Here is a 13,260-nt window from a genome sequence, read left to right on the forward strand (position 1 = left end):
ATCGATTCAGACCGGCCCCGCCAGCGTGACCTGCTGCGGAAACCCCACCCACACGGCCAGCGCGGAGTAGTTGTCCTGCGTCTCGTCGGCCTTGGCCTCGGCCGCGCGGCGCAGCAGCGCGAGCCATTCTTCGGCGCTGTCGGCCAGTTGCAGCGAGCGCTCCATCACCTGCTGGGAGATCAGCTGCCAGAGCCCGTCGGTGCACAGCAGGAACGCGTCGCCGTCGGCCAGGCGCTGCGTCGCGGTGATGGTGGCCTCGGCCGCGGCGCGCGCGCCGAGCGCGCGGTACAGCAGATTGGTCTTCACCAGTCGCTCGCCGCCGTGGTGCTGGCTCGCGGCGGCGTCGCCCGAGCGTTCCGACAGGCTGTGGTCTTCGGTGCGCTGCATCAGCGCGCCGCGGCGGAACCAGTAGAGGCGGCTGTCGCCCACGTGGGCCCAGCAGGCCTGGTTGCTCGCCCGGTCGACGAACAGCGAAACGAAGGTCGCGCTCATGCGGCTGCGGTCGGCGAGTTCGCGCTGCTTCGCGAGGATGGCGTCGTTCGCCGCCTTCACGCAGCGCTGGATGTTGCCGGCGGCCAAAGAGGGGTCGTCGACGAAGGTGTCGAGCGCGGTGTCGACCGCGATGCGCGAGGCCAGCTCGCCGCCCGCGTTGCCGCCCACGCCGTCGCTCACCACGAAGCAGCCGTTGCGCTCGTCGAGGTGGTAGCCGATGGCGTCCTGGTTGCCGCTGCGCTCGCCCACGCAGGAGAACTGCGAGGTCGAGATCGGCACGGCGAAGGACGACGAGGAAGAGCGGGCGGCTTCAATCACGGCGCGCCTCCTTCAGCCGTTCCATCTCCTTGTCGTAGGCCTGCTGGAAGGCGCGCCCGAACACGGCCTGGAAGTCGTCCTCCACGGCCGACGTGGTCTCGGCATGCAGCGCCTGCAGCTGGCGCCACAGGCGTGCTTCGCGGCCGCCGGGCAGCAGCTTCTCGCCGATGCCGCCGTCGTGCGGCGTGTCGCGGCTGAGCGCCGCGGGATCGAAGCGCTGCAGCAGCGTGAGCAGCGCGGCACGCATGCCGGCGACCATGCCGAGCTGGTGCGACTGCAGGTCGCCGAGCGCGTCGTGCACGGCGGCCTCGGGCGGCAGGAAGCCGGGCATGCGCGCGCCGAACATCTGCATCAGCACCGCGCGGCCGTTGGGCAGGATCTTGAACGGGTTGTTCTCCTCGTCCACGATCATCGTGATCTCGGCGCGGACCTCGCGCTTGAGCATGGCGCGCGAGGACAGCAGCTCGATGGTGCCGTCGGTGAAGGCCCGCATGATGCGGCCCAGGCGCTGCATGGCCTCGATGTCGAGCGGCTGCTGGCCGGCGATCTCGGGCACGCCCGCGCCTTCGAGGAAAGCCTTGAAGAGGGCTTCGGACGAAGAGTCGGCAGTGGGTGCAGTGGGTGCAGGGGGTTGCGGCTGCGGTGGTGGCGTGGCCGGTGCGGCGACCACTGGCGGTGGCGCGGGAGGCGGTGGTGGAGGAGGAGACGGTGGCGGTGGCGGTGGCGGAGGTGCCTGTTCAATCTTCTCCACGGCGACGGCAGGTGCCGGCGCAGGCGCGGGAGGGGGTGCAGGCACGGGCGCGGGCGCCACCGGCAACGGCGGACGGAACTGCGCCGTCACCTCTCGCGCATGGTTCGAATGGCTGTACCCCGGCGAGGCCGGCTTGTTGTTCTGCAGCAGGTCGAGCGCGGGATGCACGTCGCCGGGCAGCCCTGCGTCGTGTTGCGTCAGCGCGGTCGGGCGCGGGTCGGACAGCGGCGAATGCGCGCTGTCGTCGGCCGCGAAGAAAGAGAGTGGATCGACCCCGCGCCTGAGCGCGATGTCGGACATGTCCTGGTTTGCCTGCGGGTTCATTTCCGCGAGCGGGTCGATGGGGTTGCGGCGCGCCTGCGACGGCAGCTCGAAGGGCTCGTGCGCCATCGGGTCTGGCATGGGCGCGGGCGTGGTGTCGATGCGGCGCGGCGCGTTCGCGAGGATGGCGTCCCAGTCTTCGGCGGAAGGAATCTGCGACGAGGCCGGGGCTGCCGACTTCGGCGGTACCTGCGCGGGCATGGGTGGCGGGGGCGGTACCGGCACATGCACCTGAACGGCAGGCGAGGGAGGCGGCGGCACCGGCGCGCGCGGCATCGGCATGGGCGGCGGCATTGCCACGGTGGGCTGCGTTTCGCCGATGGGCAGGGCGCCTTCGCCGAACAGGTCGGAGAACACGTCGGAGCCTGAAGAAGCCGGCAGCAAGGCGTCGATGGGCGCGGACGAAGCCGGCGCCGGCGCGAACGGCTGTGGCGCCGGCATCGAAGCAGGAGGAGGGAGAGAGGGCGGTGGCGATGGCGGCGGCGGCGGCGGCGCAGCCACCACGGCCGGCGCTGCGCGCTGCGCGCTCGCGGCCTCCAGGACGTAGCTGCCGATCGCCACGCGGTCGCCGTCGGCCACGCGGGCCTCCTGCTCGTGCACCAGTGTTTGCCCGTTGACGCTGATGGGCAGCACCGCGCTCATGTTGCGAAGCACCGCCGAGCCGTCTTCGTCGAAGCGCACCGTGGCTTGCAGGCGAGAGATCTGTCGCTGCTCGTCGGGCAGCACGAGGTGGTTGTCGGGGCTGCGCCCGATCGTTCCTCCGGGTGCGGCCAGCAGCGCCGAGGGGCCCGAGGCCACCGGCTTGCCGGCATGTTCGATCACCGTCCAACGCATGGCATCTCCATGTTCTTGTGGCGCCCGCGCAAGGTGCGCAGGGCGCGGGGACCGGCGTGGCCGGTCAACGCTTCATTCGCTTCGCGGCTTCGAAGGCCGGGCCCCACACGGGGTGCTTGCGCTCGGCCACGTTGAGGTCGAAGTTCGGGAAGGCGTCGAGGATCTTGCGGAACTGCGCGCGGCACTCGGGCACCTGGTTGGCCACGCAGTAGCTGAAGGCCTCGAGCTTCATCGCGTCGAGGCGCGTGGCCGGCTCCGCGCCGTCGAACACCGACACGCCTCCGCTCTTGAGCGTGCTGATGGCCTTGGCGTAGTCGCCTTCGTCATAGGCCTGTTGCGCGCGCTCGAGGGTGGTGCGCGCAACCTGCTGGCTCAGGCGCTCGGGTTGCGGTGCGGGCTCGGGCGGCGGCGGGGTCGTGCAACCCGTGATCACGCAAAGAGTGAACGCCAGAGCAGGCAGACATGACTTCAATCTTCTCTCCTACTTTGCGAAAGCAATGTTCGAGGCAGTGTGCCGCAGTGTTGCGACAGCGACGCTGATGCGCATGGTGAATGCGCATGACTTCGATAATATAGGCCGCGAACCAGCCAGGGAGATATCAATGCATCGACGAAGCCTGCTGCAAGGCGCACTTGCATCCACACCGTTGTTGGCGGGCCTCAGTGGGTGCGCTTCCACGGCAAAGTCATTGCCCACACCGTATGCCGTCACCGTGCGCATCGACGACGGCGTGAACCCCGACGGACGCGGCCAGGCAGCGCCCATCCTGGTGAAGGTGTTCGAGCTGAAATCTTCCGGCAACTTCGAGACGGCAGACTACTTTGCACTACAGGACCGCGACCGCGAGACGCTGGCAACGGAACTCGTGAACGCCGACCAGGCCATCATGCGCAGCGGCGAGGAGCGCGTCTTCAAGCGCGAGGCGGGTCTCGATTCGCGCGCCATCGGCATCATCGCGGGCTATCGCAAGCTGGAAGCCGCGCGCTGGCGCATCGTGCTGCCGCTCAAGGAGCCGAAGCAGACGAACCTGTACAAGGTCTGGCAGTTCTCGCCGAGCGAGCAGGCCGTACAGGTCGTGGTGCGCAAGAGTGGCATCGAGGTGCTACCAAGTCGTTAATTTTCTGTGCTCCCTAGTACGAAAGTGCGAGAAATCCGCGCTTGAAAAGCGGTGCAAATCGTAAGACGCGCCGTGTAGCATCGGAGCAAAAAAATCGTTCGATGGGAGGGCGTCCGTGCATGCGCCTTCCGCTTCCATGTGAGCACTCCCAGGAGGTTCTTTGGTGACAGTTCGCAATCAGGGCGCTGGAAGAAACGGCGTTCATCCGCAGGCGTTGGCGAATAGGGTGGTGTGGTCCGAGGGCATGTACCTGCGGCCGCAGCATTTCCAGCAGCTCGAGCGTTACGTCGAGCAATACGTGACGCGTCGCACCGCCGGCCTGCAAGGCGCTTATTGGGGTTGGCTGCATCTCGAGATAGATCGCGATGCCTATGCGCTGGGCCGTGTGTCGCTGCTCGGCGGCGCGGGCGTACTGCCCGATGGCACGCCGTTCTCCTTCGGTGCCGAAGACGCACCGCTGCCCTATGAAGTGCCCAACGACCTGACCGATGAGCTCATCGTGCTCGCACTGCCGCTGCGCAGGCCGGGCAGCGAAGAGATCATCTTCGCGGAGGACGAAGGTTCGGCCGCGCGCTTCGGCGTGATCGAGCGCGAGGTGAACGACGGCAACGCGGTCGCGCTGGGGCCGGCGGTGCTGCAGCTTGCCGCGCCGCGCCTGCGCCTTGCGCGCGCGTCATCGCTCACTGCCGAATGGCAGGCCATCGGCGCGGTGCGCGTGATCGAACGCCGCACCGACCACAAGCTGGTGGTCGACGCCAACTACATTCCGCCGGTGCTCGATGCTTCCGCGCACACCATGCTGCGCAGCATGATCGCGGAGCTGCACGGCCTGCTCACGCAGCGGTCCGAGGCACTGGCCTCGCGGCTGTCGCAGCCCGGGCGCGGCGGCGTGAGCGAGGTGTCCGACTTCCTGCTGCTGGAGCTGGTCAATCGCTATCTCGCGCTCACGTGGCATGCACAGCAGGCGGTTCAGGTGCACCCCGAGCAGCTGTTCATCGACTGGCTCAAGCTGGCCTGCCACCTGGCGACGCACACTTCGCCAACGCGGCGCCCGGTGCTGTGGCCGGTGTACGACCACGACAACCTCAACGAAAGCATTCGTCCGCTGATGGAAGAGCTGCGGCGTTCGCTGTCGGCCGTGCTCGAGCAGAGCGCGATCGCCATCGAGCTCGAGGAGCGCAGCCACGGCGTGCGCGTGGGCCGCATGCCCGACCCGGTGCTGGTGCGCAACGCGGGCTTCGTGCTTGCGGTGCATGCCGACCTGCCGGCCGACGCCATCCAGCAGCGCTTCCCCACGCAGGTGAAGATCGGCTCTGTCGAGCGCATCCGCGACCTCGTGCAGCTGCAGCTGCCGGGCGTGACCGTGCGCCCGCTGCCGGTGGCGCCCAGGCAGATTCCGTACAACGCGGGCTACCACTACTTCGAACTCGACAAGAGCGGCGACATGTGGCGCCAGCTCGAGAAGTCGGGCGGCGTGGCCATGCACCTGGCCGGTGACTTTCCCGGGCTGGCCATGGAGTTCTGGGCCATCCGTCCGTGAGGGACTCTATGAACGGTGTGAACGACATGGCCGTCGGCGCGGGAGGTTTCGTGCCGCCGAATCCAGGGGGTGGGGGCGCTGCGGACCCGGGCGGCATGCCCGCGGCGCAACGCGGCATGGGCGCGCAGCCCGAGTCATTCACCGCATGGCACGACGCGCGGCGTCCGCATGCGGGCGACACGGCGCTCGCGGGCAACAACCCGCTGGTGGCGGCCGCCAATCCATTGCTCGACCTGATTCCGCAGATCCGCGCAACCGGCCATCACCCCGCGCCGGCGCAGTTGCGCGAGCACCTGGTCGACGAGGTGCGCCGCTTCGAGACGCGCGCGCAGCAGGCGGGCATCGCGCCCGAGGTGATCATCGGCGCGCGCTACTGCCTGTGCACGGCGGTGGACGAGGCCGCCGCGCTCACACCGTGGGGCGGCAGCATCTGGTCGTCGCAGAGCCTGCTGGTGATGTTCCACAACGAAACCTGGGGCGGCGAGAAATTCTTCCAGCTGCTGTCGCGGCTGGTGCAGAACCCGCAGCAGCACCTGCACCTGATCGAGCTCATCTACTTCTGCCTGGCGCTGGGCTTCGAGGGGCGCTTCCGCGTCATCGACAACGGTCGCTCGCAGCTCGAAACGCTCAAGCAGCGCCTGCTGCAGATCATCCGGCAGACGCGCGGCGAGATCGCGGTGCCGCTGTCGCCGCACTGGCAGGACGCGAGCGCGCCGGTGCGCCGCGCGCGCAACTGGCTGCCGGTGTGGGCCGTGGGCGCGGTGGCGGCGGTGCTGCTGCTGGTGGCGTTCGCGCTGCTCACGTTCAACCTGGCGGGCACGTCCGACGGCGCCTTCGCGGCCGTCAACGCAGTGCGGCTGCCGCAGACCGCGCGCGCCGTGGTCATGCCCGCGCCCACGCCGCGCCTGCAGCGCTTCCTGGAGCCCGAAATCCGCGACGGCCTGCTCACGGTGCGCGACGAGGCCGACCGCAGCGTGGTGGTGCTGCGCGGCGACGGCCTGTTCGCATCGGGCTCCGACCGCGTGCTCGACCGCTATGCGCCGGTGCTCGCGCGCGTGGCCGATGCGCTCAACGCCGTCGAAGGCAATGTGCTCATCAGCGGCTTCAGCGACGACCAGCCGATCCGCAGCGTGCGCTTTCCGTCGAACTGGCAACTCTCGCAGGCCCGCGCCGACGCGGTGAAAAAGATGATCGCCACGCGCCTTTCGAAGCCCGAGCGCCTGCGCGCCGAAGGCCGCGGCGACGCCGACCCCATCGCGCCCAACGACTCGCCGGCCAACCGCGCGCGCAACCGTCGCGTCGAGGTCACGCTGCTGGTGGCGCCGGTGGCAGGCGTACCCGCGCCTGCGGCACAACAGCCGGGAGGAGCCCGCTGATGCTGCGCGCCATCTTCCGTTTTCTCATCAGCCGCGACCTCTGGGTGTTCCTGGGGCTGGTCGCGCTCGCGTTCCTGATCTGGATCATCGGCCCAGCCATCGCGGTGGGCCGCTACCGCCCGCTCGAAGACGAGATCGTGCGCATCGCCGTCATCGCGCTGATGTTCGTGGTGTGGCTCGCGCGGCTGGTCTACCGCAAGTGGCGCGAGCACCGCCTCAATGCGCAGCTGCTGAACCAGCTGCGCACGCCTTCCAAGAAGGAGAAAGAGGCCAAGCCCGAGGACGCGCCCGAGATCAAGGAGCTGCAGAGCGGCTTCACCGACGCCACGGCCATCCTCAAGAACATGCGCTTCGGGCAGGGGGCGGACGGCAAGCCCGCCAGCCGCTTCTCGGTGTTCGACCGGCAGTACCTGTACCAGCTGCCCTGGTACATCTTCATCGGCGCGCCGGGCTCGGGCAAGACCACGGCGCTGGTCAACTCCGACCTCGACTTCCCGCTGGCCGACCAACTCGGCAAGGCGGCCGTGCGCGGCATCGGCGGCACGCGCAACTGCGACTGGTGGTTCACCAACGAGGCGGTGCTCATCGACACCGCCGGGCGCTACACCACGCACGAGAGCAACCGCGAGACCGACGAGAGCGAGTGGAAGGGCTTCCTCGAACTGCTCAAGAAGTTCCGCCCGCGCCAGCCCATCAACGGTGCGATCCTCACCATCAGCATCGCCGACCTGCCGCTGGCCGACGACGCGCAGCGCGCGCGCCACGCAATGGCGCTGCGCAAGCGGCTGCTGGAGCTGCGCAACGACCTGGGCATCGACTTTCCGGTGTACGTGCTGGTCACCAAGACCGACCTGCTGGCGGGCTTCAACGAATACTTCGGCTCGCTGGGCCGCGCCGAGCGCCAGCAGGTGTGGGGCTTCACCTTCCCCATCGAAGGCAATGCCGCCAACAGGAACGCGAAGGCCGGCAAGGGCGCGGCCCCGCTGAAGGGCGGCGACCTGCGCGAGCGCTTCCACCAGGAATACAGGCTGCTGCACCAGCGCCTGGACGAACGCCTGCCCGAGCTGCTGGCGGCCGAGCCCGACCCGATGCGGCGCGCGCAGGCCTACCTGCTGCCGCAGCAGTTCGCGAGCTTCGAGGACATCCTCGGCACCTTCCTGGCCGACGTGTTCAATCCGTCGAAGTTCGAGGCCGCGTCGATGCTGCGCGGCGTGTACTTCACCAGCGGCACGCAGGAAGGCACGGCCTTCGACCGCGTGATGGGCGCCATCAAGCGCTACCTGCAGGTCAACGCACCGCCCGCGCCGCCGCCGGGCCCGGGCAAGAGCTACTTCCTGAAGGAACTGCTGCAGCAGGTGATCTTCCGCGACGCGGGCGTGGCCGGCACCAACCTGCGCTGGTACCGGCGCAAGCGCGCCATCGACATCGCGGGCTACAGCCTGATCGGCGTGCTGCTGGTGGTGCTGCTGGGCGCGTGCGTGAACAGCTGGCGCAACAACAAGGACTACGTGGCCGAGGTCGACGGCAACGCCAAGGCCTTCAACAAGGCGGCGGCGCGCGGCGAGCTGCCGACGGTGGTCGATTCGGGCGGCGACATCGCGAGTTCGCTGCTGATCCTCGACCGGCTGCGCGACCTGCCGAAGTCGAGCCACTTCGACGTCGGCGATCCGCCGCTGTCGTACCGCTTCGGCCTCTACCAGGGCGAGAAGCTGCAGGCCGCCACCGACGGCGTCTACCAGCGTGCCCTGGAAACCGTGCTGCTGCCGCAGGCCGCGCAGCGCGTGGAGCAGTCGCTGCGCGAGGCCTCGAAGAACGACGCCGAATACAGCTACGAGGCGCTCAAGGCCTACCTGATGCTGTTCGACGCCGAGCGCTACGACGCCGATTTCCTGCAGGCCTGGCTGCTGAGCGACGTGGACCGCAAGATCGGCGCGTCGCTCACGCGCGAACAGCGCACCAACCTCGAGTCGCACCTGAAGGCGCTGTTCGCGGGCCGCGTGCTGACTTCGCCCTTCGCGAAGGACGAGCGCCTCATCACCCAGACGCGCGAGCGCCTGGCCGGCGTGCCGCTGGCGCAGCGCTCCTATGCGCGGCTGCGGCGCATCCTGCTGCAGACCAGCCCGCCCAACGCCTTCACCATCGCGGAGGCGGGCGGCGCCGAATCGGCGCTGGTGATCCGCCGCGCGAGCGGCAAGCCGCTGACCGACGGCATTCCCACGCTCTTCACCTACCGCGGCTACTGGGACATCTTCGACAAGCGCATGGCCGAGACCACGCTGTCGCTCGAGCAGGAAGACCGCTGGGTGCTGCAGATCCGCGCGCCGGGCATTGCCGACATCACCTCGCGCGAACTGCTGCTGCGCGAAGTGCGCAGGCTCTATCTGACCGATTACATCCGCGTGTGGGACGAGTACCTCACCGACATCCGGCTGGCAGACAGCCGCTCGCTGCTGCAGAGCATCCAGATGACGCGCGTGCTCTCGACCTCGGAGTCGCCGATGTCGCGCATCATCCGCGGCGCCGCGCGCGAGACCGACCTGCTGCGCAACCACGACGAGGCCGCGCGCAGCCTGCTCGACCAGGCGCAGAACCGCGTGGCCAGCACGCGCGAGCGCATCGAGCAGCTCATCGGCCAGCCCGATGGCAGCCAGCGCCGCAATGCGCAGGTGGACAGGCCCGAGTCGCTGGTCGACAACCACTTCGAGCCGCTGCGCCGCATGGTGACGGCACCCAAGCAGGGCGGGCAGGCGCCCATCGACGCGACCGCCGCGCTCATCAACGAGCTCTACACCTTCCTCACGGCCACCGACACCGCGCTGCGCAGCGGCAACATCCCGCCGTCGAGCGACGCCGTCACCAAGGTGCAGGCGGAAGCGGGGCGCCTGCCGGTGCCGTTCCAGGGCATGCTCAACGACCTGTCGGCCACCGCGTCGTCGAAGGCGGCGGCGGTGACGCGGCAGAACATCGGCCAGAGCGCGGCCGCCAGCATCGGCACGTTCTGCAACCAGGCCATCGCGGGGCGCTACCCGTTCTCGCGCGGCTCCAGCCGCGACGTGGCCTCGGGCGACTTCGCGCAGCTGTTCGCGCCGGGCGGGATGATGGACGACTTCTTCCAGAAGAACCTCATCACCCAGGTCGACACCTCGGTCAACCCGTGGGCCTTCAAGCGCGGCGTGGACGGCAGCGCCGCGGGGCGCTCGGCCTACCTCGATTCGTTCCAGAAGGCGCAGGCGATCCGCGACGTGTTCTTCTCGGGCATGGCGGGCGGGCGCACGCCGTCGTTCACGCTCGACATCCGTCCCGAGGACATGGACGCCGCGCTCACGCAGTTCACGCTCGACGTCGACGGCCAGACAGTGCGCTATGCGCATGGCCCGCAGGCGCCCAGCACCGTCAAGTGGCCCGGGCCGCGCAACAGCAACCAGGTGCGCCTGCAGGTGACAACCGCCAACGGCACGCCCGCCGGCGGCATCGTGACCGAGGGGCCGTGGGCGCTGCACCGCCTGTTCGACAAGGCCTCCATTTCGTCGGGCAGATCCCCCGAATCCTTCACCGCGACCTTCGACCTGCAGGGCAAGAAGGTGGTGCTGGCGGTAACGGCCAACAGCGTCTACAACCCGCTTCGCCTTGCGCAGATGAACAGCTTCTCGTGCCCCGGGAAATCATGAGCACCCCCAGGCTTCGCGCACTTCGTGCCGCTTCTCCGCCCTCCGTGCAGGGGGCAACACCGGCGGCCCGGCAAAGCCGGTTCCGCGGTGCTCTTGGCATATGCCGCGAGGTTGTCGGGAGGCATACGCAATGAACAGCAGCATTCCCCCGCAGGCCTGGGTGCCCGTCGACGAACAGATCGGCTGGTACGGCAAGCTGCCCGCCGCCGGCGACTTTCTCTACCGCCGCATGCCGCGCGAACTGCAGGCGTGGTGGGACCGCTGGATGCAGAACGGCCTGGGCAGCTTCAAGCGCTGGCCCGACGCCATGACGCGGCACTACGCCGTGGCGCCGGTGTGGAACTTCGCGATTCCCGCCACGCAGGGCGTCGATGCCGTGCAGTTCGGCTGCCTCGCGCCGAGCTGCGACCGCGTGGGCCGCTACTACCCGGTGTGCGTCACCCTGCAGGTGGCCGCGCGCAACTACCGGCCGTCGGTGCTGGAGGGCTCGGCAGCGTGGTACTGGCAATGCGGCAGCGCGCTGCTGCAGGCCATCCGCCACGGCGTGGCGCCGGACCAGTTCGACGGCCAGGTGCTGGCCGCGGGCCGCGCCGGCTTTCACACGGCCAGCGGCGGCTCGGACGACATTCTCTCGATCCTCGGGCCTACAGCGGGTGGCGCGAGCGCCCAGCAGCGGCTCGGCTGGCCGGAGCTTCCACTGTGTTTCGACCCGCTCGGCAGCACCAGCTACTGGTGGACCAACCAGGCCGACGGTTCGCCGTTGCGCACCGCGGCCCATGGCGGCGGGCTCAACACACCGCTGTTTTCCAAGTTGTTTTCGCAGGGGCATGTGCCATGGGCATGAAAAGCCGACATCCCGAGGGAGGAGAAGACGCATGAGCACCACGCAGGGCAGCGCAGGCGCGGCGGCCGATACGCCAGCCGATGAACGCCCGCATCCGCTGGAGCCGGGCCACCGGCTCGATGAATTCGAACTGCTCGAGGTGATCGGCGAGGGCGGCTTCGGCATCGTCTACCGCGCGTACGACCACTCGCTGCAGCGCGAAGTGGCCATCAAGGAATACATGCCGTCGATGCTCGCGCGCCGCGTGGGCGACGACAGCGTGCTCGTGCGCTCCGAGCGCCTCGCGGCCACCTTCCAGGCGGGGCTGCGCAGTTTCATCAACGAGGCGCGCACACTCGCGCAGTTCAGCCATCCCGCGCTCGTGCGCGTGCATCGTTTCTGGGAGGCCAACTCGACCGCCTACATGGCGATCCAGCTCTACAAGGGCCGCACCCTGAGGCGCCTTGCCGAAGACGAACCCGGCCGCATTAACGAGGCTTGGCTGCTCGGCATGCTGGGGCCGCTGCTGGGGGCACTGGAGACGCTGCACCGCAGCCAGTGCTTCCACCGCGACATCGCGCCCGACAACATCTTCATCCAGCCCGACGACCTGCCGGTGCTGCTCGATTTCGGCGCGGCGCGAAAGTCCATCGCCGACCTGGTCGACGAGGTGGCGGTGATGGTGAAGTCGGGCTACTCGCCCATCGAGCAGTACGCCGACGACAACACCCTGCTGCAGGGCCCCTGGACCGACCTGTACGCGCTGGGCGCCGTGCTCTACCGTGCGGTGACCGGCCATCCGCCGCCCTCGGCCGTGGTGCGCAGCGTGCAGGACGCCTACGTGCCGCTGTCTTCGATGGGCCGCGACGACCTGAGCCCGGGCTTCTGCGCCGCGGTCGACCACACCCTGGCCGTGCACAGCAAGGACCGCACGCAGACCGTGGCCGCCTTCGCCGCAGAACTGGGGCTGGTCAAGCTGGGCGACATCTATGTGAGCGGCATGGGCGTGCCGGCGGTGATCATTCCTGCGGCGCCCGTGTCGTCGACACCTCCGCCTCCGCCGCTCGCGCCGCAGCAGTTCTCGCCGATGTCGGGGCCGGTGCCGCTGGAACCCTTGCCGGTGGCTGCCGTCGAGGCGCCGGCCCCGGCACCGGCGCCGGCAGTGAAGAAGACCAGGACGCAGAAAGCTGCGTCGTCGCGCCGTCCGCCCTGGGTCATGGTGGGTGTGCTGGTGTTCGCGCTCGTGGCCGTGGGTGGCTGGATCGGGCTGCGCCTGACCTCCGGCATGAAGCCGCAGCAGACCTCCACCGCGATGGTGCCGGTGCCGCCGCCGGCTTCGCCGATGTCGAGCAACATGTCGCCGCCCGCGGTGATGCCTCCGCCGGCCACCGATGCCGGTGCCGCATCGGGCACGCCGGCAGCAGCCACTCCGCCTGTCACCGATGGAGGCCCGACGACGGCCCCGGCCGCTGTTGGCGGCAGCGCCGGCACCACGGTCGCCGGTGCGCCGGCCGCAACGCCTGCCACGCCGGCCGGCGCACCGCTGACGCCGATCGAGAACGTGCCGGTCAATCCGCCGGCCACGACACCGGCCGATACGGCGCTTGCGACCGCCGAGGCGGAAGACTGGAGCCTGGCCCAGGCCGAGAACACACGCGAAGGCTACGAGGCCTACCTGCGCCGCTACCGCCGAGGGCTGCACGCCCGCGACGCCCGCAACGCCATTGCCGAGCTGAACCGGCTGTCTCCTCCCACGGTGCCGGCCGCGCCCGACGCGACCGCCGCCGCACCGGGCATGGGCCGCGTGGTGCTCAACATCCGCCCCTGGGGCCAGGTCTTCGTCGACGGCGCCGACCGCGGCGTGAGCCCGCCGCTCAAGTCGCTGCCGCTGCGTCCCGGCATCTACAACATCGAGGTGCGCAACGGCGACCTCGAGGTGTATCGGCAACGGGTGACCGTGCAGGACAGCAAGTCGGCGCCTGTGGTGAGTCACGAGTTCAAGTAGCGGGCTGCAGCTGC

At 69.4% G+C, this 13,260-nt stretch carries 9 protein-coding genes; 6 read left to right on the plus strand and 3 right to left on the minus strand.

Annotation, left to right across the window (positions count from 1 at the left end; genetic code table 11):
- Positions 1-6 precede the first annotated feature (6 nt).
- The 3 genes from WIX39_RS05545 to WIX39_RS05555 form a co-directional block, all read right to left on the minus strand.
- Positions 7-810, minus strand: coding sequence for a PP2C family protein-serine/threonine phosphatase (locus WIX39_RS05545; RefSeq protein WP_409194630.1), 804 nt, complete (start codon positions 808-810; stop codon positions 7-9).
- Positions 803-2,716, minus strand: coding sequence for a type VI secretion system-associated FHA domain protein TagH (tagH, locus tag WIX39_RS05550; RefSeq protein ID WP_409194631.1), 1,914 nt, complete (start codon positions 2,714-2,716; stop codon positions 803-805). The genes WIX39_RS05545 and tagH overlap by 8 nt, the downstream gene beginning before the upstream one ends.
- A 64-nt stretch (positions 2,717-2,780) precedes the next feature.
- Complete coding sequence (locus WIX39_RS05555) at positions 2,781-3,188, minus strand: TssQ family T6SS-associated lipoprotein (protein WP_106936126.1); 408 nt, start codon at positions 3,186-3,188, stop codon at positions 2,781-2,783.
- 130 nt (positions 3,189-3,318) lie between these two features.
- Here WIX39_RS05555 and tssJ point away from each other — a divergent pair, with 130 nt between their 5' ends.
- From tssJ to WIX39_RS05585, 6 genes are all read left to right on the plus strand, one after another.
- The gene (tssJ, locus tag WIX39_RS05560; protein ID WP_081268126.1) at positions 3,319-3,834 is read left to right on the plus strand and encodes a type VI secretion system lipoprotein TssJ; all 516 of its coding nucleotides are present in this window, start codon (positions 3,319-3,321) and stop codon (positions 3,832-3,834) included.
- Positions 3,835-4,078: 244 nt separating this feature from the next.
- Positions 4,079-5,374: a type VI secretion system baseplate subunit TssK gene (tssK, locus tag WIX39_RS05565; protein WP_234382947.1), complete on the plus strand. Its 1,296-nt coding sequence runs from the start codon at positions 4,079-4,081 to the stop codon at positions 5,372-5,374.
- 8 nt (positions 5,375-5,382) lie between these two features.
- Positions 5,383-6,750, plus strand: coding sequence for a DotU family type VI secretion system protein (locus WIX39_RS05570; protein ID WP_285411683.1), 1,368 nt, complete (start codon positions 5,383-5,385; stop codon positions 6,748-6,750).
- Complete coding sequence (gene tssM / locus WIX39_RS05575; RefSeq protein WP_106936124.1) at positions 6,750-10,418, plus strand: type VI secretion system membrane subunit TssM; 3,669 nt, start codon at positions 6,750-6,752, stop codon at positions 10,416-10,418. The genes WIX39_RS05570 and tssM overlap by 1 nt, the downstream gene beginning before the upstream one ends.
- Before the next feature lie 130 nt (positions 10,419-10,548).
- The gene (gene tagF, locus WIX39_RS05580; protein WP_081268130.1) at positions 10,549-11,262 is read left to right on the plus strand and encodes a type VI secretion system-associated protein TagF; all 714 of its coding nucleotides are present in this window, start codon (positions 10,549-10,551) and stop codon (positions 11,260-11,262) included.
- 31 nt (positions 11,263-11,293) lie between these two features.
- A complete protein-coding gene (locus tag WIX39_RS05585; protein ID WP_106936123.1) occupies positions 11,294-13,246 on the plus strand; it encodes a serine/threonine protein kinase in 1,953 nt (650 codons plus the stop codon).
- The last annotated feature ends 14 nt before the right edge of the window (positions 13,247-13,260 follow it).

Source organism: Variovorax sp. AB1(2024), from assembly GCF_037482385.2.
Classification (GTDB): Bacteria; Pseudomonadota; Gammaproteobacteria; order Burkholderiales; family Burkholderiaceae_C; genus Variovorax.

Excerpts from the sequence above, each read along its gene's own strand:
- tssJ (WP_081268126.1), top strand. The coding sequence starts at position 3,319 with ATGCATCGACGAAGCCTGCTGCAAGGCGCACTTGCATCCACACCGTTG.
- WIX39_RS05585 (WP_106936123.1), top strand. The coding sequence starts at position 11,294 with ATGAGCACCACGCAGGGCAGCGCAGGCGCGGCGGCCGATACGCCAGCC.
- tagH (WP_409194631.1), bottom strand. The coding sequence starts at position 2,716 with ATGCGTTGGACGGTGATCGAACATGCCGGCAAGCCGGTGGCCTCGGGC.
- WIX39_RS05570 (WP_285411683.1), top strand. The coding sequence starts at position 5,383 with ATGAACGGTGTGAACGACATGGCCGTCGGCGCGGGAGGTTTCGTGCCG.
- tssK (WP_234382947.1), top strand. The coding sequence starts at position 4,079 with ATGTACCTGCGGCCGCAGCATTTCCAGCAGCTCGAGCGTTACGTCGAG.
- tssM (WP_106936124.1), top strand. The coding sequence starts at position 6,750 with ATGCTGCGCGCCATCTTCCGTTTTCTCATCAGCCGCGACCTCTGGGTG.
- tagF (WP_081268130.1), top strand. The coding sequence starts at position 10,549 with ATGAACAGCAGCATTCCCCCGCAGGCCTGGGTGCCCGTCGACGAACAG.